Here is a 21,884-nt window from a genome sequence, read left to right as displayed (position 1 = left end):
CCAGCAGATTGAATGCAGCAGCTCGTGTATGACTGGCTTCATCCTAACCCAAAGACCGGCGCATAACCTGAGGTTATGTCTGCTCGCTGTTTGTGAACTGGCTGCGCGGCCAGGTGCCTGCCTATGATCGACGCCAACCTGCCAGCAGGAGGCCGTTATGAAACACATCGTGGTCATGGGTGCCGGGGTGATCGGATTGACCAGCGCTTATGCATTGCTGCAGGCCGGGCATGTCGTCACGTTGCTGGAAGCCGGCGATGAGGTGGGGCAGGGCAGCAGTTTTGCCAATGGCGGCCAGCTCAGCTACCGCTACGTATCGCCGCTGGCCGACGCCGGCATTCCATTGAAGGCCCTGGGCTGGATGTTGCGGGGTGAGCAGGCGCCTCTGCGGCTGCGGCTGGCCATGGACCCGGCGCAGTGGCGCTGGCTGCTGGCGTTCATGCTGGCATGCCGGCGTTCGGTCAACCGCCGCAACACCGCGGCCTTGTTGGAGCTGGCCCTGCTCAGCCAGCAAGTCTTGAAGCAATGGCGTGAGACCGGTGAGCTGGGCGAATTCGCCTGGCGGGCCAATGGCAAGCTGGTCATCCATCGGCAGCGCCAGGGGTTCGACATGGCACGCCGGCAATTGGTCGATGCGCAAAATCAGCAGGTCTTGAGCGCGGCGCAATGTGTTCAGGCTGAACCGGCATTGGGTGAGCTAAAAGGATCGCTGGCGGGGGGCATTCTCAGCAGCGGCGATGAGGTGGCTGACTGCCATTTGTTTTGTCAGCGCCTGCTGGTGCAGATGCAACGCTCGCCTCATTTTCAGCTGCGCACGGGCTACTGCGTTCGGGACTGGCATCGCATGGGCGAGCGATTGAGTGCCGTATCGAGTGAAAACGGAGAGAAAATCGAGGCCGATCATTTCGTTCTCGCCACCGGGCTGGCCAGCGTGCCGCTGTTGGCAAAGCTCAAGGTGCGTGCATCGTTGTATCCGCTCAAAGGCTACAGCTTGAGCCTGCCACTGCTGGATCAGGCCGGTGCACCGCAATTGAGCGTGACCGATTTCGACAACAAGGTGGTATATGCGCGGTTGGACCAGCGTTTGCGGGTCGCGGCGATGGTCGATCTGGTGGGGTATGACTTGAGTCTGGAACTGAGCCGGCTACAAGCGATCCGTCAATTGGCCGAGGCGACTTTCCCTCGGGCCGGAAATTACCAGCAGGCCGAGTGCTGGGCCGGCCTGCGCCCGGCGACGCCCACCGGGGTGCCGTTGGTCGGCCCAGGACCGCTAGCGAACCTGTGGCTGAATATCGGGCACGGTGCGTTGGGCTTCACCCTGGCCGCCGGTAGTGCAGGGCGGCTGGCGGGCTTTATTACTGCTTGGGTTCGCGGATGATTTCCACACCGCTCGAAACCAACACGAACCGATCGTCTTCTACATGTTTGACGCGGTCGCCAATGGCCAGGCGATAGGTAGTTGTGGTGCTGCCACCCGCTTCTTGCGTGGTTTCCTGAAACTCATGCACAGGGTAGATCCGACCTTCGGCATCCCTTGCATGAAATTGTCCGACGAGAACTGCAGCCATTTAATTTACAACCTCTGGAGAAATCCACGTATTCGAGTCTGCAGTAGACCACTGTTTTATAGGGGAGTTTTGCCGAAAAGGAAAAATAATGCACTGCACCATGATGCGGCTAGGCAATACCTCAACGGTAGAATCCTTGTACATCATCTATAACTTAGACTCCTTTAGCCAGATAAGTCGGAAACTCTTATGAGCAAAGCCTATTCGGTGGCCGTGCTGGTCGGCAGTTTGAGACAAGACTCCATCAACCGAAAAGTCGCCAACGTCCTGGTGGAGCTGGCCCCGGTCAGCCTCGATCTGAAGTTTGTCGAGATCCGTGACCTGCCGCTCTACAACGAGGATCTCGACGCCAACCCGCCGGCGGCCTATAACGCCTTTCGCGAGCAGATCAGCTCGAGCGATGCCGTGCTGTTCGTGACCCCGGAATACAACCGCTCAGTGCCCGGCGGGCTGAAAAATGCCATCGACGTCGGCTCGCGCCCCTATGGGAAAAGTGCCTGGAATGGCAAGCCGGGTGCGGTCATCACTGTTTCGCCGGGTGCGGTCGGCGGGTTTGGTGCCAATCACAATGTGCGTCAGTCGATGGTGTTTCTCAATGTCCCCTGCATGCAGCAGCCCGAAGCCTATGTGGGTGGGGCGGGTACGCTGTTCGACGAAGCCGGCAGGCTGGTGGATAGATCCAGGGATTTTCTGCAAAAATTTATCGATGCCTATGCCCTGTGGGTAGAACAGCACAAGAAGCTGTGATTGATCCTTGAGTTTTCCAGGCCTCTGAAATGCACACGCCGCAGGCCCCGAAGGGAACTGCGGCGTGTTCAGCGGTGGCTGACTCAGGCCGACTGAGGCATTTCACCGGCGGCCAGACGACGATTGATGTCGGCGATCACTTCCGGCAGGTCGTTGATGGTGTCGATCAGGTAGTGTGGACGCGAGCCTTCGAACAGGGCGTGGATACGCTTGCGTTCGGCATCGAGCGTGTCCGAGCCCAGGGCGCGGTAGCCCTCGTAGGTCAGGCCCAGGGCGTTGCCGGAGCACACCAGGGCGACGGTCCACATGCCGGCGCGGCGGCCTTCGAGGATGCCAGGTACCGTGTCATCGACCTTGACGCAGGCAGCGACATCATCGATGCCCAGAGCGATCACGTTGGCCAGGGCCTGGGCTGGCCATGGGCGGCCGTTGGGGACTTCGTCGGTGGCAACTACGTGATCGGCGACATAGCCGTTGGTGGCGGCCAGCTCGACGACTTTCTGCATGACCACGGCAGGGTAGCCGGAGCAGGAGCCGATTTTGATGCCGTCCTTGCGCAGCTGGGTGATGGTGTCCAGAGCGCCGGGGATCAGTGCCGAATGCGTGGCGATCTTTTCGATCTGCAGCGGCATGAAGCGGTTGTAGATGGCAGTGACATCGTCGTCGCTCGGCGTACGGCCAAAGACCTTGCGATAGCGCTCGCTGATCTGCGGCTGGTCGCACAGGGTGCGGATGTGATCCCACTTGCCCATGCCCATCGGGCCGCGGGCTTCGTCGATGGAAACCTCTACGTCGAACTCGCCGAAGGCTTCAACGAAAATCTGGGTCGGCGCAAAGGAGCCGAAGTCGACGACAGTGCCAGCCCAGTCAAGGATCGCAGCCTGGAGTTTGGTAGGGTTGTTGTAGTTCATCTCTGTGTTCCTTTATCGGTTCATGGCGCAATAGGGGGAGAAAAAGCGATCACTCGGGTTCAGATTTCCAGAACTTCCATTTCGCGCAGCACCTCGGCCACGGCGTTCACGGCGGCGTGCATCTCGCCCTCGTTGACACAGCCGATGCAGCCGACGCGGAAGGTCTCGACCTGGGTCAGCTTGCCGGGGTAGAGAATGAAACCCTTGGCCTTGACCCGCTCGTAGAACTCCTTGAACTGGTAGCGCGGATCCTTCGGTGCGTGGAAGGTGACGATGATCGGCGCCTGGATCGCGGCGGGCAGGAAGCTGCGCAGGCCGAGCCTGGCCATTTCATCGAGCAGGACCTGGCAGTTGTTGGCATAGCGTTGATGCCGGGCCGGCAGGCCGCCTTCTTCGTTGTATTGCAGCAGCGCTTCGTGCAGGCCAGCGACGACGTGGGTCGGCGGAGTGAAGCGCCATTGGCCGGTCTTGGCCATGTAGGTGAACTGGTCGTGCAGGTCCATGGCCAGCGAGTGGGAGTTGCCTTCGGCCTTGGCCAGCGAAGCCTTGTTGGCGAAAACGAAGCCCATGCCGGGCACACCCTCCAGGCATTTCCCGGAGGCGGCGATCAAGGCATCGAAAGGTACATCGCGGGCATCGATCGGCAGTGCGCCGAAGGAGCTCATGGCATCGATGATCAGGCGCTTGCCGTGCTGGGCAATGACGTGGGCGATTTCGGGCAGAGGGTTGAGGATGCCGGTGCTGGTTTCGCAGTGGATCAGCGCTACGTGGGTGATGCTGCTGTCGGCGCGCAACAGGCGGTCGACGTCGGCCGGGGTGGTTGGCTCGTCTTCGGCGGTTTCGAAAGTGCTGAAGTCACGCCCCAGGACCTTGCAGATCTTGGCCAGGCGCTGGCCGTAGGCGCCGTTGATCAGCACCAGTACCTTGCCGTCGCGTGGCACCAGGGTGCCGATGGCGGCTTCCACGGCGAAGGTGCCGCTGCCTTGCAGAGGCACGCAGTGGTGGCTGTCGGCACCGTTGATGATGGCCAGCAGTTGCTCGCAGAGGCTGGCGGTCAACTGGTTGAAGGAATTGTCCCATGAACCCCAATCCACCATCATCGCCTGCCGCGTACGGGTCGAAGTGGTCAGTGGGCCAGGGGTAAGCAGGATTGGGGCAGCAGTACTCATTCTGGTTTCCTCACAAGCGGTGGGCTGAACTTACGGGGCCTAAGTTGCAATTTCGTTGGCTATCAATCAAATTGTTTGTTGTTATGCCAATCATAAGTCAGGCCGATAGATATGAATCTGTTCCAGCTCCGCGCCTTTGATGCGGTGGCCCGCGAGGGCAGCTTTACCCGCGCCGCCAGCCGCTTGTTCATCAGCCAGCCGGCAGTGACCGGGCACATCAAGGCGCTGGAGGAGCACTACCAGATCACTTTGTTGCGTCGAACCGCGCGACGGGTGGAGTTGACCGAGGAGGGCATCCGCCTGGCGGCGATCACCCGCGCCATGTTCGGCATGGCCGAAGAAGCCCAGGCCATGCTCGAGGCCAATCGGCAATTGCTCACCGGTCGCCTGGAAGTGGCGGCAGACGGGCCGCACCGGGTCATGCCGATGCTCGCCAGCCTGCGTGCGCGCTATCCGGGGATCACCGTGAACCTGCGTCTGGGCAACGCCCAGGAAACCCTGGCCGCGCTGCTGTCCGAGCATGCCGATGTGGCAGTGCTGACTGAGGTGGAACCGCGCAAGGGGCTGCATCTGCAAAACCTGACGCCTTCACGCATTTGCGCGCTGGTGCCGGCAGGGCACCCTTGGGCCGAGGATGGGAGAGGGATCGCTATCGCGCAGCTCAATCAGCAGATCATGGTCTTGCGTGAACCGAGCTCGATCACCCGGCGTACCTTCGATGAAGCCTGTGCACTGGCCAAGGTTCAGCCACGGGTGCTGCTGGAACTCGACAGCCGCGAGGCGGTAACCGAAGCGGTGGCGGCCGAGTTGGGGATCGGTATCGTCTCGTCAGTGGAAGTCAGTCATGACCCACGTGTGCAGGCGGTGCCGATCGCTGGTGAAGGATTGGTCAACCGGCACATGATCGGCTGCCTGGAGCGGCGGCGGGAGTTGCGCTTGATCAAGGCGTTTCTGGATTTGGCGCCGGCCGGTTAGACCGCGGCGCTTGCATCGCTGGCAAGCCAGCTCCCACAGGGGTATCTGCAAATCACAAAATAATGGCCCGATGATGACTTCTGTGGGAGCTGGCTTGCCAGCGATGAGGCTGGCCCAGGCAATAGAAAACCTAAAGACTCTCGCGCACCATCTCCAGAAACGTCGCCACCACCCGCCTTGAACTCTGCTCGCGCAGGCACACCAGCGTCTCGGTCAAGCGCCGCTCGCAGTCGATGATCGGCAGCGCGCACACCCGGGCATCGGCGCCGAACTCTGCCGCCGAAACCACCCCCACGCCAATCCCCACCACCACCGCCTCACGCGCGGCCTCGCGGCCTTCGACCTGGATCGCGGGGCGGATGCGCAGGCCGGCCCGTTGCATTTCCTCCTCCAGCGTCTGGCGGGTCACCGAGCCGGTTTCACGCAGCACCAGCGGCGTATCGTCCAGGTCGGCGAGGCTGATCGAACCGCGGGTCGCCCAAGGGTGCTGATGGGAAACGAAGGCCACCATCGGGTCATTGCGCAGCGGCACACAGAGCAGGCGCTCGTCACTCACATCGCGACCGAGCAGGGCCAGGTCCGCCTGGTAGTTGAACAGGCGCAGCAGCGATTCGTCGGTGTTGCCGGTTTCGATCTTCACGCTGATGCCCGGGTAACGCTCGCAGAAGCGGGCGATCTGCGGCAACACATGCACCGGCGCATCGACGGCCAGGACCAGGCTGCCGGTCTGCAGCGCCTGTGAGTCCTGCAGCAACTCATGAGCCTCGGCTTCGCAGACGAACATGCGCTGGGTAATGGTCAGCAGGCGTTCGCCCAGGTCGGTCAGACGCACCGAGCGTTTATTGCGATGAAACAGCAGGACGCCGAAGCGTTCCTCAAGCTTGCGCACTTGATCGGATATCGCCGGCTGGGTCAGGAACAAGCGTTCGGCGGCACGGGTGAAGCTGCCGTGCTGGGCAACGGCATGGAAGGCTTTCAACTGCGCATGGGAAACCGACATCGCACCACCTCTGACAAGCTGAGCTTATGTTTGAAATACGATAAATCGATTTCACTTATTAGTCAGTAATTGTTTCCATCGTTCTCAGCCCCAGGGCGCAAGTCGGTCGATTGCGTTGGCGGGCCATGAGCCTTGGCGCGCAACAACGCCAACAACAGTCGCGTGCCTGCCAAGACTCATCTGACCAAGTGCGATCCGTACCGATCGTCACTCAAGTGCTCAACACAATAAAAAAACAGGCGTTTTTTTCCAATTCTGCCGGCACACTCAAACCCTGAGGTCAGACTCACCATGAATAAGCAGATAGCAACCATCAAGCGCTGGCGCATGCAGATTTTCGCCATCACTTGGTTGGCCTACGCGGCCTTCTATTTCACCCGTAAAGCCTTCTCCGTCGCCAAACTCGGTATCGGCGAGGACCCGGCCTTCCATCTGGACAAGATGGCCATGGCCAACCTCGACGCGATCTATCTGACGGCTTACGCGGTCGGGCAGTTTACCTGGGGCATGCTCGCCGATCGCTTCGGCCCGCGCGTGGTGGTATTGGGCGGCCTGGTGATTTCGGCCCTGGCGGCAGTGGCCATGGGCAGTTATGCGACCTTCCCGATTTTTGCGACCTGCATGCTGATCCAGGGCCTGGCGCAATCGACCGGCTGGTCGGGCCTGTGCAAGAACATCGGCAGCTTCTTCCCGGCGCAGCAACGCGGCCGTGTGCTCGGCCTCTGGAGTTCATGTTATGCCTTCGGCGGCCTGGTAGCGTCGCCGTTCGCCGGCTGGTGGGCCTATACCGCCATCGGCAATTGGCAGGCAGCATTCATTTCCAGCGCGGCCGTGGTCGGCGTGGTGGCGGTGCTGTTCTTTATCTTCCAGCGCAACAAGCCCGAAGACGTCGGCCTGCCCGCGGTGGAGCCGGAGCCCGAGCCGGTGGGCGGTGCCTCCACGCTTTGCAGCGTCTGGGCGCCACTGCGGGAAATCCTGCGCAATCGTACGGTGCTGACCCTGGGCCTGGCGTATTTCATGCTCAAGCCTGCGCGCTATGCCATTCTGCTCTGGGGCCCGGTGATCGTCTTCGAACAGATGCCATCGGTGGGCAAGGTCGGCGCGGCGATCATTCCGACCGCCTTCGAATTGGCCGGCCTGCTCGGGCCGATCATGATCGGCCTGGCATCGGACAAGATCTTCGGTGCACGCCGCATGCCGGCCTGTGTCCTCAGCCTGCTGGCGCTGACCCTCTCGCTGGCGTTCTTCATGGGCGCCCTGCACAGCGGCAGCGTGATCCTGGTGGTGGCCCTGCTGTTCGTCATGGGCCTGACCCTGTACGGACCGGACTCGATGATCAGCGGCGCGGCCGCCATCGACTTCGGTACCGCCAAGGCCGGCGCCACCGCTGCCGGGTTCGTCAATGGCTGCGGTTCGGTGGGCGCCATTCTTGGCGGCCTGCTGCCGGGGTATTTCGACACGGTCACGGTGTTCTTCGTCTTCGCCGGTTGCGCCCTGTTCTCGGCCCTGGTGCTGGTGCCGCACTGGAACAGCCGCCCAGTCACCATTACTGATGGGTCAGCGACAGTTCCCAACCAGGCGATAGCGGTCACACCGCTGCGGACCTGAACCACCTCGATCTGCGACGCCATGCCCTCGGCGTCGCAGCGTTCCTTTTCCGATTACCCCGCGCGGTTGGCGAAGTTTGCGGCGGCGGCGGGGAAGGCGGACAAGGGGTGAGTGTGAGTTTTTGGTCGATTGCCGAATTCAGGCCGTATAAACTGGCGCAAAGCGCCGGCTGTCTCGGCGCCATCGATCGAGAGAGTGAGTAATGGGCGCACAGTGGAAGGTTAAACACAAAGAAGCGGCAGCCAATGCCAAGGGCAAGATCTTTGGCAAGCTGGTGAAGGAAATCACCATTGCCGCCCGCAACGGCGCGGATACCGCCACCAACGCGCACCTGCGTCTGGTCGTCGAGCAGGCGAAAAAAGCGTCGATGCCGCGCGAAACCCTGGACCGTGCGATCAAGAAAGGCTCGGGCCAGCTGGGCGAAACCGTGCAATACCATCGGGTGACTTATGAGGGCTTCGCGCCGCATCAGGTTCCGCTGATCGTTGAGTGCGTCACCGACAATATCAACCGCACCGTCGCTGAAATTCGCGTGGCCTTTCGCAAGGGGCAATTGGGGGCTTCGGGTTCGGTTGCCTGGGACTTCAATCATGTGGGCATGATCGAGGCGTCCCCTGACAGCCCGGATGCCGACCCGGAGCTGGCCGCTATCGAAGCGGGCGCCCAGGACTTCGAGCCCGGTGAAGACGGCGCAACCTTGTTCCTCACCGAGCCTGCCGATCTGGATGCCGTGCAAAAGGCATTGCCTGCGCAGAGCTTTACCGTGTTGTCGGCCAAATTGGGCTATCAGCCTAAAAACCCGGTCAGCGGCTTGAGCGACGAGCAGATGGCCGAGGTCGAAGCCTTCCTTGAAGCCCTGGACAACCACGACGACGTGCAGGACATGTTCGTCGGGCTGGCGGGTTAAGAAAAGCTCGCGCCTATCGGTAATGTTACGACAGGCGCGATTTCTGTAGCCGCTGGCGAAGCCTGCGCTCGCGTGCAGAGCAGGCGCAGGATCTGAAGGTCGCCGGGGAGCCCCTGCAGGACTCCAGCGCAGCCTGGCGGCAGCGGCTACATCGATCGCGTGTTCAGGCTACATGCAGTAACTCTTCACTGACCTGTACAAAGTCTGGCCGCTCCAGCACATTCGGTTGGCAGCAACGCACCTGTAGTTCCTCCAGTCTATCGCGGCCGGGTCCTGAATCGATCCGTGCCAGCAACTCCCCCAGCAGCACGCCAAACGCCCGCACTTCTATTCGCTGCAAGGCACGAGCCTGTCCACCTTCCAGCGGATAAAACGACGCCGCGCCAAAATCCCCGAGCAGGCATTCACCCTGCGCATTCCAGAGAATGTTGTGCGCGTACAGATCGCCATGGGCGATACCCAGGCCATGAAGGTGCGTGGCAACCGAGGCGATGCCACGGGCCATGCGAAGCGCCACCCCGGTATCGAAGCGAGTGTCGGGGGCATAGATATCGCGGGTACAGGAGTCCAGGCTGGGAGGGCCCGCCAGGTTGGCGAAGCCTGGATCGATCAGGTCCATCACCAGTCCTGGACACCCTTGCGGATGGCCGCTGACCCGACCTTCGACGCGGATCAGGTGCCGATGAACGCCGGCGGCAATGCACGCGTTCATTTCATTGAGCGGCGAGCCGTCACTGGTGAGGTCGCCCTTGTACAGTTTCACCGCGACCGCCTTGCCGGCGCGCGCCGGGGGCTGCCACAGGGCTTGGTGGATGACCCCCGAGGCACCTTCCCCGAGTTGCTGTTGCAGCGCCAGATGTTGCCAGTCGATATCGTCGCCAAGGCCGAGAGTATGGGGCGTGCTGAAGTCACCGGGCAGTGGGTTGCCGGCATAGGCCAGCCATGCCAGGCGCGGCAGGGTCAACAACCAGTCCGGCAGTTGGGTCAGTCGATTGGCGGCGATGCGCACCAGTTCCAATTGCTGGCAACGGGCCAGGGAAGCGGGCAGGGAGGTCAGCCGGTTGCCGGCGAGCATCAGCTTCTGCAGGTCAGGGCAATCGCCCAGTGTTTCGGGCAGTTCGCTGATGCGGTTGTCGGTGAGGATCAGCCAGCGCAGCCTGGGAGGCAGTGCGCGGGCCGGCACGCGTTCGATCCGGTTGGCCTTGAAGCCGACGATGCGCAGTTGCGGGCACTGGCCAATGCTGGCCGGCAGCTCGGTAAAACGGTTGTCCGAGCAGAACAGCACACGCAATTGCTGAAGTCGACCGAGGTCGTCGGGCAGGCTGCACAGGGCGTTGCCGGTCAGGTTGAGCACTTCCAGAGTGTCGGCCAGGGCGAAAATTTCCCGGGGGAACTCCGTCAGGCCGCAGGCCAGGTCGAGGCGTTTATTGCTGGCCAACCGCCCAGCTTTCAAGTCTTCAAGGGTATTCATCGGGGGGACTGTCTTGTTCAGGCGATCGCGGCGGCCATCATAGCGATACGGGGCGCGCGTTACGACCTTCGTCCCATGGCAGGCTGGCCGTTGCGTCCATACTGAGCATTCGCCCTTTAATGGGCCGCACCGATGATGTCATTAACGTGTCCGGGCACCGCCTCTCGACGGGCGAGATGGAGGACCTGGTGGCGCAGCATCCGGCGGTGGCCGAATGTGCGGTGATCGGCGTGCATGACGAGATCAAGGGCCAGGTGCCACTGGCGCTGGTGGTGCTCAAGGATGGTGCCGGGATTGCCGAGGGGCAGTTGCAGATAGAGCTGGTGACCAAGGTCCGTGAGCAGATTGGCGCCCTGGCCTGCTTTGGCCAGGTGCGAGTGGTCAAGCGCCTGCCCAAGACCCGTTCGGGGAAAACCCTGCGGGCGGTGCTGCGCAAGATTGCCGATGGGCAGGACGTTGTCGCGCCATCGACCATCGACGACCCGGCCATTCTGGATGAGATCGCGGCGGTTCTGGCCAGCTTGCCGCGCGCCGGTTGAGGCACGTGCAGGGCCCGGCTCGTGTACATGGGAATTCATCGAAACAAAGCAGGCGTGCGGTGTTACGCCACGGCCGGTCAGATCACCCCCCCGATGGCGTTCTTGAGCAGGGTCATTGCCGGTTCGTCGATCGGGCTGACCATCGCGTAGTTGTAGTCTGCACTCGACCAATACTCGGCTTGCAGCTCGCCGTCGCGACGGCTGCCGCGGGGCAGCAGGGTATTGTTCGGGCCTGGCGGCCTGATGTAGAAGCTGATCCGTCGTCCGCTCGGGTCTTCGTACAGGACCATGGCCGCAGGGCCCTGGTCGGTGCTCATCAGACGGCCACTCACCGGTTTGAAACCGGCAGCCTGCAAGTCCGGCAGGCGATGGGCGTGATGGAAATAACGATCGAGCCAGCTTTGCAGTTCGCTGCCTTGTTGCACACGCAGGTCGGCCGCAAGGATTTGTTGCACGGCGAACATTCGGTAGGCCTGCAGGGCGTCGGTCATGGGCAGGGTGCTGCCGCCCAGGGCCATTTCCCGGGCCTGCCAGCCGCTCAACCCGCCGACGCCGATGGCGAGCAACAGCACGGCAGCGCTCGCAAGATAGCGTCGTGATTGCCGGTACATGCGTTGGCGGATCATGGCCGGGTCGAGTGCGGGGCTTGCCGGCAATTGCCCGCCACCCGCCAGTGCCAGGCGCAGGCGTTGGGCATCCTGCTGCCAGGCCCGAACCTGGGCGGCAAGGTCCGGATGGGCGGCCAGGTAGGTGTCGAGCCGCAGGCGATCGGCTGGCTCCAGTCGATGATCGACGTAGGCTTGCAGGTCGTGTTCGTTGGGGGGCAGGGTAATCATTTCAGTCTCCGCAAGACAGGGCCCGGGATTTCGCCGTCGCTGAGTTGACGCAGAGCCTGGCGTGCACGGGACAGACGCGACATCACCGTGCCGATGGGGACCTCGAGAATCTCGGCGATCTCCTTGTAACTCAGGCCTTCGACCGAGACCCAGTAGAGCAGGGCGCGTTGTTCTGCATTGAGTTGCTCGAAAGCTTGCAGCGTCGTTTGTGCGATCACGCTGCGCTCGACCGAAGGCTGGTGTTCTTCACGGCCGGTAAAGAACTCCAGCATGCGCGCGTAGCGTCCGGCGCGGCGGTGGGCATCGAGAAACTGCCGATAGAGAATCGAGAACAGCCAGGCCCGCAAATCGCCCTCCGGGCGCTTGCCGCGCCAGCGTGACAAGGCCCGTTCCAGGCAGTTCTGGACCAGGTCGTCGGCGCTGCTGGTCTCGCGGGTCAACGACAGCGCGAAGCGGCGCAGGCGTGGCAACAACTGCCTGATTTCTTCATCGAGGGCGTTCATTGAGTGTTATCGGGTCCTGGCCAGCTATTGTGCATTGGACACGGAAGACGCTTGAGCCCCGGGGTTTATTCCATACGGCAAAAAATAAGTACAGCCCATTGGGAATAAAGAGAAGGGGGGTTACGTCCTATAGCACCTTCACCCTACGGCCGCTGGCCGAGGAGTTCGCCATGCAAGACCGCTCGGCGCCATCACGGCGCCCCTTAAGCACTGCAAGCAAGGTCATGCGCCTGACCGGCATCGCCCTGGTGGTGGCGGCCATCGCCGGTACGTTTGCCTACTTCAACGGGAGTCTCGACCCCAATCGCCTGACACCCAAAAAACTGGTCGACAGTCTGGAAACCAACAACGGTGTCTATGAAGGCTATCGTCGCAACCATGCCAAGGGCGTCTGCGTCGTCGGTTATTTCGAGAACAATGGCCTGGCGCGGGAGTACTCCAGCGCCGAGGTATTCAAGGATGCCCGCACGCCGTTGGTGGGGCGTTTCGCCTTGGCTGGCGGTAACCCTTTTGCACCGGACAGCGGTGCGCCGGTTCGCAGCCTGGCGTTGCGTTTCGAGCTTGCCAATGGCGAGCAATGGCGCACTGGCATGAACAACATGCCGGTGTTCCCGGTGGGTACGCCGGAGGCGTTTTACCAGATGCTCCAGGCGAGTCGCCCGGACCCTGCCACTGGTAAACCGGACCCATCGGGCATGCCGACATTTTTCGCCGCCCATCCCGAGTCCGCGCCTTTTTTGCAATGGGTCAAGAGCGCCAAGCCGTCCGCCAGCTATGCGACCGAAACCTACAACGGTCTCAATGCCTTCTATCTGGTGAATGCAGCCGGCAAGCGCCAGGCCGTGCGCTGGAGCGTGGTGCCGCTCGATCAGAATGCCGCGGATGCAGTGAGCGCTCCGGGTGCGGACGTTCTCGAACAAGATCTGGCCCGGCGCTTGGCAGCCGGACCTTTGCGCTGGCAACTGCGTATCACGTTGGGCAACCCCGAAGACCCGACCAGCGATGCGAGCAAAGTGTGGCCCAGTGACCGAACGGTGCTGAACGCCGGTACGGTTGTATTGCAAGACATCCAGCCGCAGAACAGTGGCGAGTGCCGCGATATCAACTATGACCCGTTGATCTTGCCCGGTGGTATCGAGGGCTCGGACGATCCGTTGTTGGTCACACGTTCCGCTGCCTATGCCAATTCCTACCTGCGCCGTACCAGTGAAGTGGGCAAGTTGCCCACGACCACTGCCATTCAGGAGTCTCGCCAATGAGCGCCCAACCCACCCATTTCGCGCCGTTGGCGCGTCTGCTGCACTGGTCGATGGCGCTATTGATCCTGACGATGTTGTTCATCGGCGCGGGCATGGTTGCCTCGGTGTCGGAACGTCACGAATGGTTGATCCATATTCATAAACCGTTGGGTGCATTGCTGCTGGTACTGGTGATCCTGCGCCTGGTAGTGCGCCTGAGCACCCGGCAGCCGCCGCTGCCCGCCGATATGCCCGGCTGGCAGGTGCTGGCGGCAAGGCTTTCGCATCTCCTGCTGTACGCCCTGATGCTGATACTGCCGCTGTTGGGCTGGGCAATGCTGTCGGCGGCCGGGGACCCGGTCATGCTCACCAGCGCCTTGCAGCTGCCGCCGATCCTCCCGGCCAATGCAGCGACCTTTGCCGTGCTGCGCAAGGCCCATGGTTACCTGGCCTACCTGCTTTTCCTGACCATACTGCTGCACCTGGCAGCGGCATTGTTCCACGGCTGGATCCGGCGCGATGGGGTGCTCGAAAGCATGCTCAAAGGCCAGGACTGATCGTCAGCGCAGGGTCGTGGCCATATGGGCCACGGTACTGAGTACATCCCAGGCCAGCCGTTTCGAGCGCTTGCCCGACCAGCCGGTGAGTGCATCGGGTGCGTCGTTGTTGTCCTTGAACGGCATCTCCAGGGTCAATGACAGGCAGTCGAATTTCTGCCCGACACTGTTGCAGGCCAGGGTCATGTTGGCCTCGCCAGGCAAGTCGCGGGCGTAGCCATGCACGCTCTGGAACTCGCGGGTGAGGCTGCCCAGATGGCTGCGAAAGGCTTTTTCCAGCGCATCGATGCGCGAGGTGAAGCCGGGGTTGCCTTCGCACCCTGCGGTAAACACGTAGGGAATCTCTTCATCGCCATGGATGTCGAGGAACAGATCGACCCCATGTTTGGTCATTTGCTGCTGGGCGAAAAACACTTCCGGGGTGTGCTCGGCACTCGAATCCTGCCAGGCGCGGTTGAGGTCCTTGCCCATGGCGTTGGTGCGCAGGTGGCCATGAAAGGCACCGTCGGGGTTCATGTCCGGTACCAGGTACAGATCGGCAATGGCCAGCAGCGCTTGTATTTCGGCATCGTCCACTTGCTGCAGGCGCTCGATCACGCCCTCCATGAACCACTCGGCCATATGTTCGCCCGGGTGCTGCTGGGCAATCATCCAGAGTTTCAATTTGCCTTCGGCACCGTCCCCCTTGCGCAGCAGCTGGATGTCCCGACCTTCGGCGCTCTTGCCCACTGCCAGCAACTCCAGCCCGGCCGTGGTCACGGCGTGTTCGATGAGTGTGTCATGGCGGGCACGGCTGTAGGGTTCGAAATAGGCGAACCAGGCTTGCGTTTCGGTCGGCTCCAGGGTGAACCGCAGGGCCTTGCCGTCGGTGAATTCGGTCGGTACGCGGAACCAGTTGATGTGATCGTACGAGGCCACGGCCTGGTAACCGCTCCAGGCCTTGTTATAGGAAGACTGGCCCGCGTTTTCGAGGCTGAACCTGTGGGGTTGCCCCGGCGTGAGCCCATCGACCTTGAAATGAAACCACTGAAAGTGTGGGCTACGGGTGTCGGGCCGGATGGCCAGGCGAACCTGGAGAGGGTCACTGGCATCGAGCACGGTGATATTGCCGCTGTCGAAGTCGGCAGAGATTTCAAGAGGGGTCAGCGCCACGGTCATCGCCTGGGTACCTGTAGAAGTTTTTCTACAGCTTACCTTACCCGTAGCGATGGGGCGGCGTCAGGCCCAGATAGCGACCGCCGCGAGGGTGGCCAGAACCAGCGCTGCCAGTGCATAGCCGATTGGCGCCAAGTGCGTGCGTGGCTGGCGATACCATTGGCCGGCGCCAAGTTCGCGGGCCGGGGCCAGCAGCTTGCGCCAGTGCAATTCTGTAGTGTGAAAGGCATCCCGATGGGTAGCGCAGGCGTCCAGCCAGCGACGAAAGTCGATGCGTTCACTGGCGGTGGTCAGCGGGTTCTGCAGTCGGCTGTACCAATGGCTGGCGGTACCTGGTAACGGGTCGCCCGGGGAGGGGGTCCGAGTGTGCTCCAGAATCAGGGTCATGTGCTTTTCCACGGTACTCAGCGGCACATCCAGCCGTTGCGCAATCGCAGCGAAGGGGAGGTCGTCGAGGCGGCTGAGCAGGAAAACCTGTTGCACGCGTCTGGGCAGTTTTTTCAGGTTGGCCGATAGAGCGTCGCACTCGTGATCGACAGGCGCATGCTGGAACAGATTCTGAAAAGACGAAAGCAGACTGGTCATGGGTAGCTCCCTGCGGGTGACGGTCAAACCGGCGTGAAAAGGGGGGGCGTCCTCCATGACGCCATGGCAGCTTAGGCTACATGCAATTGATTCTCAAGTGCTAAATCGCGTGCACCGCGAAGATGAACGTTTTTAGCCTTTCGCTGGGCGAAGGTCCTTTGATATCATCGCCGCCATTCAAGCACCACCCCTCTTCATTAGCCTGAAGAAACCAAAAAAAAGACCCGGCAAAAAGCCGGGTCAAAAACCGTGATTAGCCTGATGAGGAGATAATCTGAAAGTCCGACCTAAGGTCTTTCAGGTTACCCAACCGATCTCGCGACCAGTTGCCTGCAATAATAATCATTATCATTTGCAAGTCAAATGAATTTCCTGTCATCCGCCAAAAATTCCACGCCCGCTAATCCAGCGGCAACTCCGTGGTGCGCTTGACCTCGCTCATGGCGATGTTGGAATAGGCTTCCTGAACATGCGGCTTCTGCAACAGATGGTCGCGTAGAAAGCGTTCATAACTGGCAATGTCCTGCGTCACCACCTTGAGCATGAAGTCCATGTTGCCGGCCATGGTGTAGCACTCCAGCACCTCGGGGTAGCCGGTAATGGCTTCCTCGAATTCGGCAAGGTGGCGTCGTCCATGGCCCGACAGCTTCACATTGACGAACACGGTCATGTTCAAGCCGAGTTTTTTCGGGTTGAGCAGGGCGACCTTGCGCTCGATCAGACCTTCTTCCTGCATCCGATGAATGCGACGCCAGCAGGGCGATTGTGACAACTCCACACGCTCGGCAATCTCGGCGGCGGAGAGGTCGGCATCGTGTTGCAGCAGGCGAAGAATCTTGCGGTCGAGGCTGCTCAGGGGTGTTTGCATGAATCAGTCCGTTTTTTTATTTTTGGTGAATCGATCATGCAGATTATTGGCCAGAACCCGGTCATTTAGAAAGAAAAAGCCCGCCCGCTACAGGCATATTTTTGGGGTGTGACCAATGAGTCACAGCTGTTTACCCGCAGGCTCGATCGCCGCACAAAAACAACAAGCAGCCCCGAGGAATGGAAATGCCGATCTTTGCTCATCCCGAATTCGATCAACATGAACAAGTGGTTTTCTGCCATGACCAGGCCACTGGCCTGAAGGCTATCGTCGCTATCCATGACACGCGGCTGGGCCCGGCGCTGGGCGGTTGCCGGGTATGGCCCTATGCCGATGAACAGCAGGCGCTCAACGATGTGCTGCGCCTGTCGCGGGGCATGACCTATAAATCGGCCCTGGCCGGTCTGCCGCTCGGTGGCGGCAAGGCGGTGATCATTGCCGACCCGCGCAAGGACAAGACACCGGAACTGTTCCAGGCCATGGGCGCGTTCGTCGATCGCCTGGGCGGGCGTTACATCACTGCGGCCGACTCCGGCACAGGTGTCACCGAGATGGCCCAGATCCGCCAGCGCACCCGGCATGTGGTCGGTGCCGGCGAGCGGGAGGCGTTCGGAGGCGGCCTGCGCACCGGCGACCCGTCGCCCTCTACCGCGCTGGGTGTATTCATCGGCCTGCGCGAGGCGGTCCGGCAGCGTTTGGGCGGCCGCGACCTCAATGGCCTGAAAGTGGCGATTCAAGGGGTCGGGCAAGTCGGTTTCGACCTCGCGCGGCAGCTGCATGCTGCCGGTGCCGAGCTTTGGGTCAGCGACATTGACGCCGGCAATCTGCAGCGCGCCCGCGACCAGCTCGGCGCCCAGGTGGTCAGCCAGGACGCGATCCATGGCCTGGATGTCGATGTGTTCTCGCCCTGCGCCCTGGGCGCGGTGATCAATGACCAGACCTTGCAGGTGCTGCGCACGCCGGTGATTGCCGGCGCTGCCAATAACCAGCTGGCCCGACCCGGGCATGCCGAGGAGCTGTGGCGCAGGGGGCAGTTGCATGCGCCTGATTACGCGATCAACGCCGGTGGCGTCATCGATGTGGCCTACGAGTACAGTGGCGGTTCGCCCGAGCAGGTTCGTCTGCATGTAGAGGGCATCGGCGAGACCCTGCGGCAGATCTTCCAGCGGGCCGAGGCTGAGGGCCGCAACACCACGGCGATCGCCGACAGCCTGGCGCTGGAGCGTCTGAACGCAGCGTAAAGTCCGGCATGCAGGTTCGCCGCAGCCGGCGAACCTGCTCCGGTGTCAGGCGTTCTGCTGGTTGAGCGTGCGCTCGACCATCGCCCGGGCGAGGTTGATCATGTGCATCACCGAAAACGCCAGATCCCTTCGGGCCCCCTGCAAGCCGTCGGCTGATTCATAGGCTGTCGCGGCGGCGCAACGCAGCAGCGACGAGGCATGAATCAAGGCTTGCGCGAGGGTCAAGTCCTCGCGTGCGGTAAACAGCAGCGCGTCTTCCTTGTCATTCGCCGGTGCCGGGTTGAGGTAATAGTCCAGTGCACGCCTGGCAGCGTCACTGTCGATCAGTGCAGCGGATTCGAGGTCTTGATTGTTACTTGGGTTTTCCGGGGGGAGGGTGGTCATGTTCGTCCTTGTTAGCAGATAAATGGATTTATCAGGCTAGTACGCTACGTATTTGTTGCCAAATCCAACATAATACAATTTGTGTATTGAGCGCGAAATTTCTGTACGTATCGTGCCAGCGATGGATAAATGGATTTCCCTGGTCAAGGCCAGGATGCGTGAACTCAACGTCACGCAAGAACAACTCGCAGAACGCATCGGGGTCTCCCAAGGCGCCGTGGGCCATTGGCTGAACAAACGCCGGGAGCCCAAGCTCGAGGTAATGAACCAGATTCTGGCAGCCCTCGATCTGGCCCACCTGCGCATTAGCCCGATGGTTCAGATCGCCGAACCAGATGGTTCCTACTGTGTGGCGGGCGATTCGACTACGATCCCATCGGCACTGATCCCACAACACGAATTGTATTTTCGCTATCCGGTGATCAGCTGGGAGGCCGCCGGGCAATTGGCCGAGCCTGGGCCTTTTACCTACCCCGATGGCCGCTTCGAAACGACCGATTACCAGGCCAGGGGCGCCGCTTTCTGGTTGGAAGTGCAGGGGGATGCCATGACGGCGCCGCTGGGGCTGAGCGTGCCTGAGGGGATGTTGATTCTGGTGGACCCGGCCATTGAGGCCGTCGTGGGCAAACTGGTCATCGCCAAGTGCCATGGCCGGCCCGGGGCGACATTCCGGCAATTGAGCGAGGAGGGCGGGCAACGCTATCTCAGGCCGCTCAACCCGACGTACCCCAAGGTCCTGCTCACCGAGCAATGCTGCCTGCTCGGTGTGGTGGTGCAAGCCACGGTGAAATTCTAGGACGGCCTCGATGCGGTGCTTGTGGGCACCGCATCGAAGCGCCATCGATCACGCCTCGGCCGCTTCCAGCTCGACCAGGGCGCTGCCTTCGCTGACCATCTCGCCTTCCTGGCAATACAGCGCCTTGACCACGCCGGCATGCGGGGCACGAATACTGTGCTCCATCTTCATCGCTTCGAGCACCACCAGTTGCGTGCCGGCTTCGACCTGTTGCCCGGCTTCGACCAGCACTCGCACGATGCTCCCGTTCATGGGCGCGGCAAGGCCGCCATGATGGGCGTGGCTGGCGTCGGCTTCGGCGATCGGGTCGAGCAGGCTGACGCTGTGCAGCTCGCCTTGCCAGTGCAGGTACAGTGAGCCGCCACGGCGGATGGCCAGGTGCTGGCGACGCAAGCCATTGTCATCGACCTGCAACTGTTCACCGACCAGGCGCATGGTCGGCGCTGCGCTCTGGCTGAGCGTGAGGGCTTGTTCCTGACTGTTGCAACTCAGGTGCAGGCTGGTTTGCGCGGGCAAGCCGGCACGAAAGCCTTGGGTCGAGCTCCAGGGTGAATGCCGGTCATCGTCGCGCACCTGGGCTGGCTGGCTTTGAATATAGGCCTGCGCCGCCGCCTGCCAGAAGGTTTCCGGCAGTGCCGCCGGCGCTGGCAGCAATTGCTCCTGATAGCGCGGGATGAAGCCGGTATCGAGCTCGGCCGCAGCGAAGGCCGGGTGGGCGACGATGCGCCGCAGAAAGCCGATGTTGGTTTTCAGCCCGCCGATGGCGAATTCGTCGAGCATGCTCAGCAGGCGCAGGCGCGCCTGTTCGCGGTCTTCACCCCAGGCGATCAGCTTGCCCAGCATCGGGTCGTAGAAGGGCGAGATGCTGTCGCCTTCAGCCACGCCACTGTCGACCCGGCGCCCCGCGCCCGCTGCCGGCTCACGGTACAGCTGCAGGGTGCCGGTGGCCGGGAGGAAGTCGTTGCCCGGGTCTTCGGCATAAAGGCGCACTTCAATCGCGTGGCCATTGAGCGGTACCTGCTGCTGGGTAATCGGCAGCGGCTCACCGCAGGCCACGCGAATCTGCCAGGCGACCAGATCCAGGCCAGTGATGGCCTCGGTCACCGGGTGTTCGACCTGCAGCCGGGTGTTCATCTCCATGAAGAAGAATTCGCCGCGCGCGTCGAGCAGAAACTCCACCGTGCCGGCGCCGACGTAGCCGATGGCCTGGGCGGCGCGGACCGCCGACTCGCCCATGGCCTGGCGCAGCTCCGGAGTCAGGCCGGGGGCCGGGGCTTCTTCCACGACCTTCTGGTGGCGGCGCTGGATCGAACAGTCGCGCTCGTTGAGGTACAGGCAATTGCCGTGTTGGTCGGCGAACACCTGGATCTCGACATGGCGCGGCTTGAGAACGTATTTTTCCACAAGCATGCGCGAGTCGCCAAATGAAGACAGGGCTTCACGCTGGGCCGAGGCCAGGGCTTCGGCGAGCTCGTTTTCCTGTTCGACCACCTTCATCCCTTTGCCGCCACCTCCGGCGGTTGCCTTGAGCAGCACCGGGTAGCCGATGCGTGCGGCGGCGGCGCGGAAGGTTTCCAGGTCCTGGGCTTCACCGTGATAGCCGGGCACCAGCGGCACGCCGGCGGTTTCCATCAGAGCCTTGGCCGCTGATTTGCTGCCCATGGCGTCGATGGCCGAGGCCGGTGGGCCGAGGAAGATCAGCCCGGCTTCTTCGATGGCGCGGGCAAATCCGGCATTCTCCGACAGAAAACCATAGCCGGGGTGGATCGCCTGGGCGCCGCTGGCCTTGGCCGCGGCAATCAACTTGGTGATGTCCAGGTAACTTTCGGCAGCCTTGGCGCCGCCCAGGTCGACGCGGATGTCGGCTTCACGGCTGTGTCGGGCGTCACGGTCGATGGCGCTGTGCACGGCCACGGTAGTCAGGCCCATGGCCTTGGCGGTGCGCATCACCCGGCAAGCGATCTCGCCACGGTTGGCGACCAGCAGGGTAGTCAGGTGCGGGCGGCTCATGGGCGCGGCTCCTTCGCGGTCGAAGTGGGCTGCCAGTTCGGTGGGCGTTTTTGCAGGAAGGCACGCAAGCCTTCCTGGCCTTCGGGGCTGACGCGGATGCGGGCGATGGCGTTTTCGCAGTAACGGCGCAGGGCCGGGGTCAGCTCGCCATGGCCGACTTCACGCAGCAGGTCCTTGGTGGCGCGCATGGCTTGCGGGCTGTTCTGCAGCAGGTTGTCGACCCATTCGCCGAGTCGTTGCTCCAGCTCCGCCGCCGGGTAGGCTTCGGCCAGCAAACCGAGTTCACGGGCGCGTTCGCCGCTGAAGCGTTCGGCGGTCAAGGCATAGCGGCGGGCAGCACGCTCGCCCATGGCCTGGACCACGAAGGGGCTGATAACGGCCGGCGCCAGGCCGATGCGCACTTCGGACAGGCACAGCTGTGCGTCCACCGCACCGATGGCCATGTCGCAGCAACTGATCAGGCCCAGCGCGCCGCCAAAGGCCGCGCCCTGAACCACGGCCAGGGTCGGGATCTTCAGCTTGGCCAGGTTGTACATCAGCTCGGCCAGTTCCCGGGCATCGTCCAGGTTGGTCTGGTAATCGAGCTCGGCCGACTGTTGCATCCAGGCCAGGTCCGCGCCGGCACTGAAGTGCCGGCCACGGCCACGCAGCAACAGGAAGCGCAGGCTGGCGTCGGCTGCGACCTGGTCCAGCGCCAGGATCAGTTCGCGGATCATCTGGGCATTGAAGGCGTTGTTCTTGTCTTCGCGGCTGAGCCAGAGCGTGGCGAAACCGCGAGGGTCTTTGTGCAACTCAAGGGTAGTGAAGTCGTTCATG

22 protein-coding genes and 1 pseudogene are annotated in these 21,884 nt (G+C 62.1%); 10 read left to right on the top strand and 13 right to left on the bottom strand.

All coding sequences use genetic code 11. The features are described 5' to 3' along the window. Window positions 1-157 precede the first annotated feature (157 nt). Complete coding sequence (locus NVV94_RS17180) at window positions 158-1,378, top strand: D-amino acid dehydrogenase (protein WP_258443591.1); 1,221 nt, start codon at window positions 158-160, stop codon at window positions 1,376-1,378. On the opposite strand, the gene NVV94_RS17175 is transcribed toward NVV94_RS17180, so the two are convergent. Continuing rightward, on the bottom strand, window positions 1,356-1,568 hold the full coding sequence (locus NVV94_RS17175; RefSeq protein ID WP_258443590.1) for a hypothetical protein: 213 nt from the start codon (window positions 1,566-1,568) through the stop codon (window positions 1,356-1,358). The two genes, NVV94_RS17180 and NVV94_RS17175, sit on opposite strands and share 23 nt — an antisense overlap. A 189-nt stretch (window positions 1,569-1,757) precedes the next feature. Here NVV94_RS17175 and NVV94_RS17170 point away from each other — a divergent pair, with 189 nt between their 5' ends. Then, complete coding sequence (locus NVV94_RS17170; RefSeq protein WP_258443589.1) at window positions 1,758-2,315, top strand: NADPH-dependent FMN reductase; 558 nt, start codon at window positions 1,758-1,760, stop codon at window positions 2,313-2,315. Between the two features lie 83 nt (window positions 2,316-2,398). Here NVV94_RS17170 and phnX read toward each other — a convergent pair whose 3' ends face one another. Next, window positions 2,399-3,226: a phosphonoacetaldehyde hydrolase gene (gene phnX / locus NVV94_RS17165; protein WP_258443588.1), complete on the bottom strand. Its 828-nt coding sequence runs from the start codon at window positions 3,224-3,226 to the stop codon at window positions 2,399-2,401. A 59-nt stretch (window positions 3,227-3,285) separates the two neighbouring features. Next, complete coding sequence (locus tag NVV94_RS17160; RefSeq protein WP_258443587.1) at window positions 3,286-4,395, bottom strand: 2-aminoethylphosphonate--pyruvate transaminase; 1,110 nt, start codon at window positions 4,393-4,395, stop codon at window positions 3,286-3,288. Window positions 4,396-4,506: 111 nt separating this feature from the next. Between NVV94_RS17160 and NVV94_RS17155 the strand changes: the two genes are divergently transcribed. Then, a complete protein-coding gene (locus NVV94_RS17155; protein WP_258443586.1) occupies window positions 4,507-5,370 on the top strand; it encodes a LysR substrate-binding domain-containing protein in 864 nt (287 codons plus the stop codon). 130 nt (window positions 5,371-5,500) lie between these two features. On the opposite strand, the gene NVV94_RS17150 is transcribed toward NVV94_RS17155, so the two are convergent. After that, a complete protein-coding gene (locus tag NVV94_RS17150; protein ID WP_258443585.1) occupies window positions 5,501-6,370 on the bottom strand; it encodes a LysR family transcriptional regulator in 870 nt (289 codons plus the stop codon). 291 nt (window positions 6,371-6,661) lie between these two features. On the opposite strand from NVV94_RS17150, the gene NVV94_RS17145 reads away from it, so the two are divergent. Beyond that, the gene (locus NVV94_RS17145) at window positions 6,662-7,978 is read left to right on the top strand and encodes an MFS transporter (protein ID WP_258443584.1); all 1,317 of its coding nucleotides are present in this window, start codon (window positions 6,662-6,664) and stop codon (window positions 7,976-7,978) included. 202 nt (window positions 7,979-8,180) lie between these two features. Then, window positions 8,181-8,885: a YebC/PmpR family DNA-binding transcriptional regulator gene (locus NVV94_RS17140; RefSeq protein ID WP_258443583.1), complete on the top strand. Its 705-nt coding sequence runs from the start codon at window positions 8,181-8,183 to the stop codon at window positions 8,883-8,885. Between the two features lie 163 nt (window positions 8,886-9,048). Here the strand turns inward: NVV94_RS17140 and NVV94_RS17135 are convergent, their stop codons facing one another. Continuing rightward, complete coding sequence (locus tag NVV94_RS17135; protein ID WP_258443582.1) at window positions 9,049-10,356, bottom strand: leucine-rich repeat-containing protein kinase family protein; 1,308 nt, start codon at window positions 10,354-10,356, stop codon at window positions 9,049-9,051. Between the two features lie 116 nt (window positions 10,357-10,472). Between NVV94_RS17135 and NVV94_RS17130 the strand changes: the two are divergent. Then, a pseudogene (locus NVV94_RS17130) lies at window positions 10,473-10,895 on the top strand (AMP-binding enzyme); the annotation flags it as partial. A 77-nt stretch (window positions 10,896-10,972) separates the two neighbouring features. Here NVV94_RS17130 and NVV94_RS17125 read toward each other — a convergent pair. Beyond that, complete coding sequence (locus tag NVV94_RS17125; RefSeq protein WP_258443581.1) at window positions 10,973-11,731, bottom strand: anti-sigma factor; 759 nt, start codon at window positions 11,729-11,731, stop codon at window positions 10,973-10,975. Beyond that, a complete protein-coding gene (locus NVV94_RS17120) occupies window positions 11,728-12,234 on the bottom strand; it encodes a sigma-70 family RNA polymerase sigma factor (RefSeq protein ID WP_258443580.1) in 507 nt (168 codons plus the stop codon). The genes NVV94_RS17125 and NVV94_RS17120 overlap by 4 nt, the downstream gene beginning before the upstream one ends. Before the next feature lie 170 nt (window positions 12,235-12,404). On the opposite strand from NVV94_RS17120, the gene NVV94_RS17115 reads away from it, so the two are divergent. Together NVV94_RS17115 and NVV94_RS17110 are read left to right on the top strand one after the other, a co-directional pair. After that, on the top strand, window positions 12,405-13,493 hold the full coding sequence (locus NVV94_RS17115; protein WP_258443579.1) for a catalase family peroxidase: 1,089 nt from the start codon (window positions 12,405-12,407) through the stop codon (window positions 13,491-13,493). Next, complete coding sequence (locus tag NVV94_RS17110; protein WP_258443577.1) at window positions 13,490-14,029, top strand: cytochrome b; 540 nt, start codon at window positions 13,490-13,492, stop codon at window positions 14,027-14,029. The genes NVV94_RS17115 and NVV94_RS17110 overlap by 4 nt, the downstream gene beginning before the upstream one ends. A gap of 3 nt (window positions 14,030-14,032) precedes the next feature. On the opposite strand, the gene NVV94_RS17105 is transcribed toward NVV94_RS17110, so the two are convergent. The 3 genes from NVV94_RS17105 to NVV94_RS17095 form a co-directional block, all read right to left on the bottom strand. Continuing rightward, on the bottom strand, window positions 14,033-15,187 hold the full coding sequence (locus tag NVV94_RS17105; RefSeq protein WP_258443575.1) for a M14-type cytosolic carboxypeptidase: 1,155 nt from the start codon (window positions 15,185-15,187) through the stop codon (window positions 14,033-14,035). 60 nt (window positions 15,188-15,247) lie between these two features. Continuing rightward, a complete protein-coding gene (locus NVV94_RS17100; protein WP_258443574.1) occupies window positions 15,248-15,769 on the bottom strand; it encodes a sigma factor-like helix-turn-helix DNA-binding protein in 522 nt (173 codons plus the stop codon). 400 nt (window positions 15,770-16,169) lie between these two features. Next, entirely contained in the window at window positions 16,170-16,637 is a 468-nt protein-coding gene (locus NVV94_RS17095; RefSeq protein WP_258443573.1) for an Lrp/AsnC family transcriptional regulator, read from the bottom strand. A gap of 185 nt (window positions 16,638-16,822) precedes the next feature. On the opposite strand from NVV94_RS17095, the gene NVV94_RS17090 reads away from it, so the two are divergent. Then, entirely contained in the window at window positions 16,823-17,878 is a 1,056-nt protein-coding gene (locus NVV94_RS17090; protein ID WP_258443572.1) for a Glu/Leu/Phe/Val dehydrogenase dimerization domain-containing protein, read from the top strand. A gap of 45 nt (window positions 17,879-17,923) precedes the next feature. Here the strand turns inward: NVV94_RS17090 and NVV94_RS17085 are convergent, their stop codons facing one another. Continuing rightward, the gene (locus tag NVV94_RS17085) at window positions 17,924-18,262 is read right to left on the bottom strand and encodes a DUF6124 family protein (protein ID WP_258443571.1); all 339 of its coding nucleotides are present in this window, start codon (window positions 18,260-18,262) and stop codon (window positions 17,924-17,926) included. Between the two features lie 121 nt (window positions 18,263-18,383). Here NVV94_RS17085 and NVV94_RS17080 point away from each other — a divergent pair, with 121 nt between their 5' ends. After that, the gene (locus tag NVV94_RS17080; protein ID WP_258443570.1) at window positions 18,384-19,058 is read left to right on the top strand and encodes a LexA family transcriptional regulator; all 675 of its coding nucleotides are present in this window, start codon (window positions 18,384-18,386) and stop codon (window positions 19,056-19,058) included. Window positions 19,059-19,106: 48 nt separating this feature from the next. Here the strand turns inward: NVV94_RS17080 and NVV94_RS17075 are convergent, their stop codons facing one another. Continuing rightward, a complete protein-coding gene (locus NVV94_RS17075) occupies window positions 19,107-21,068 on the bottom strand; it encodes an acetyl/propionyl/methylcrotonyl-CoA carboxylase subunit alpha (protein WP_258443569.1) in 1,962 nt (653 codons plus the stop codon). Beyond that, window positions 21,065-21,883, bottom strand: coding sequence for a gamma-carboxygeranoyl-CoA hydratase (locus NVV94_RS17070; RefSeq protein ID WP_258443568.1), 819 nt, complete (start codon window positions 21,881-21,883; stop codon window positions 21,065-21,067). Before NVV94_RS17070 ends, NVV94_RS17075 begins: the two co-directional genes overlap by 4 nt. Between the last annotated feature and the right edge of the window lies 1 nt (window position 21,884).

The sequence above is a fragment of the Pseudomonas sp. LS1212 genome (assembly GCF_024741815.1).
Taxonomy (GTDB): Bacteria; Pseudomonadota; Gammaproteobacteria; order Pseudomonadales; family Pseudomonadaceae; genus Aquipseudomonas.
Note: the sequence above shows the minus strand (reverse complement) of the source record. Positions and strands in the feature narration are given on the sequence as shown.

What these genes read in the sequence shown, in the direction of transcription:
- NVV94_RS17180 (WP_258443591.1), top strand. Translation starts at nt 158, where the DNA reads ATGAAACACATCGTGGTCATGGGTGCCGGGGTGATCGGATTGACCAGC.
- NVV94_RS17175 (WP_258443590.1), bottom strand. Translation starts at nt 1,568, where the DNA reads ATGGCTGCAGTTCTCGTCGGACAATTTCATGCAAGGGATGCCGAAGGT.
- NVV94_RS17170 (WP_258443589.1), top strand. Translation starts at nt 1,758, where the DNA reads ATGAGCAAAGCCTATTCGGTGGCCGTGCTGGTCGGCAGTTTGAGACAA.
- phnX (WP_258443588.1), bottom strand. Translation starts at nt 3,226, where the DNA reads ATGAACTACAACAACCCTACCAAACTCCAGGCTGCGATCCTTGACTGG.
- NVV94_RS17160 (WP_258443587.1), bottom strand. Translation starts at nt 4,395, where the DNA reads ATGAGTACTGCTGCCCCAATCCTGCTTACCCCTGGCCCACTGACCACT.
- NVV94_RS17155 (WP_258443586.1), top strand. Translation starts at nt 4,507, where the DNA reads ATGAATCTGTTCCAGCTCCGCGCCTTTGATGCGGTGGCCCGCGAGGGC.
- NVV94_RS17150 (WP_258443585.1), bottom strand. Translation starts at nt 6,370, where the DNA reads ATGTCGGTTTCCCATGCGCAGTTGAAAGCCTTCCATGCCGTTGCCCAG.
- NVV94_RS17145 (WP_258443584.1), top strand. Translation starts at nt 6,662, where the DNA reads ATGAATAAGCAGATAGCAACCATCAAGCGCTGGCGCATGCAGATTTTC.
- NVV94_RS17140 (WP_258443583.1), top strand. Translation starts at nt 8,181, where the DNA reads ATGGGCGCACAGTGGAAGGTTAAACACAAAGAAGCGGCAGCCAATGCC.
- NVV94_RS17135 (WP_258443582.1), bottom strand. Translation starts at nt 10,356, where the DNA reads ATGAATACCCTTGAAGACTTGAAAGCTGGGCGGTTGGCCAGCAATAAA.
- NVV94_RS17125 (WP_258443581.1), bottom strand. Translation starts at nt 11,731, where the DNA reads ATGATTACCCTGCCCCCCAACGAACACGACCTGCAAGCCTACGTCGAT.
- NVV94_RS17120 (WP_258443580.1), bottom strand. Translation starts at nt 12,234, where the DNA reads ATGAACGCCCTCGATGAAGAAATCAGGCAGTTGTTGCCACGCCTGCGC.
- NVV94_RS17115 (WP_258443579.1), top strand. Translation starts at nt 12,405, where the DNA reads ATGCAAGACCGCTCGGCGCCATCACGGCGCCCCTTAAGCACTGCAAGC.
- NVV94_RS17110 (WP_258443577.1), top strand. Translation starts at nt 13,490, where the DNA reads ATGAGCGCCCAACCCACCCATTTCGCGCCGTTGGCGCGTCTGCTGCAC.
- NVV94_RS17105 (WP_258443575.1), bottom strand. Translation starts at nt 15,187, where the DNA reads ATGACCGTGGCGCTGACCCCTCTTGAAATCTCTGCCGACTTCGACAGC.
- NVV94_RS17100 (WP_258443574.1), bottom strand. Translation starts at nt 15,769, where the DNA reads ATGACCAGTCTGCTTTCGTCTTTTCAGAATCTGTTCCAGCATGCGCCT.
- NVV94_RS17095 (WP_258443573.1), bottom strand. Translation starts at nt 16,637, where the DNA reads ATGCAAACACCCCTGAGCAGCCTCGACCGCAAGATTCTTCGCCTGCTG.
- NVV94_RS17090 (WP_258443572.1), top strand. Translation starts at nt 16,823, where the DNA reads ATGCCGATCTTTGCTCATCCCGAATTCGATCAACATGAACAAGTGGTT.
- NVV94_RS17085 (WP_258443571.1), bottom strand. Translation starts at nt 18,262, where the DNA reads ATGACCACCCTCCCCCCGGAAAACCCAAGTAACAATCAAGACCTCGAA.
- NVV94_RS17080 (WP_258443570.1), top strand. Translation starts at nt 18,384, where the DNA reads ATGGATAAATGGATTTCCCTGGTCAAGGCCAGGATGCGTGAACTCAAC.
- NVV94_RS17075 (WP_258443569.1), bottom strand. Translation starts at nt 21,068, where the DNA reads ATGAGCCGCCCGCACCTGACTACCCTGCTGGTCGCCAACCGTGGCGAG.
- NVV94_RS17070 (WP_258443568.1), bottom strand. Translation starts at nt 21,883, where the DNA reads ATGAACGACTTCACTACCCTTGAGTTGCACAAAGACCCTCGCGGTTTC.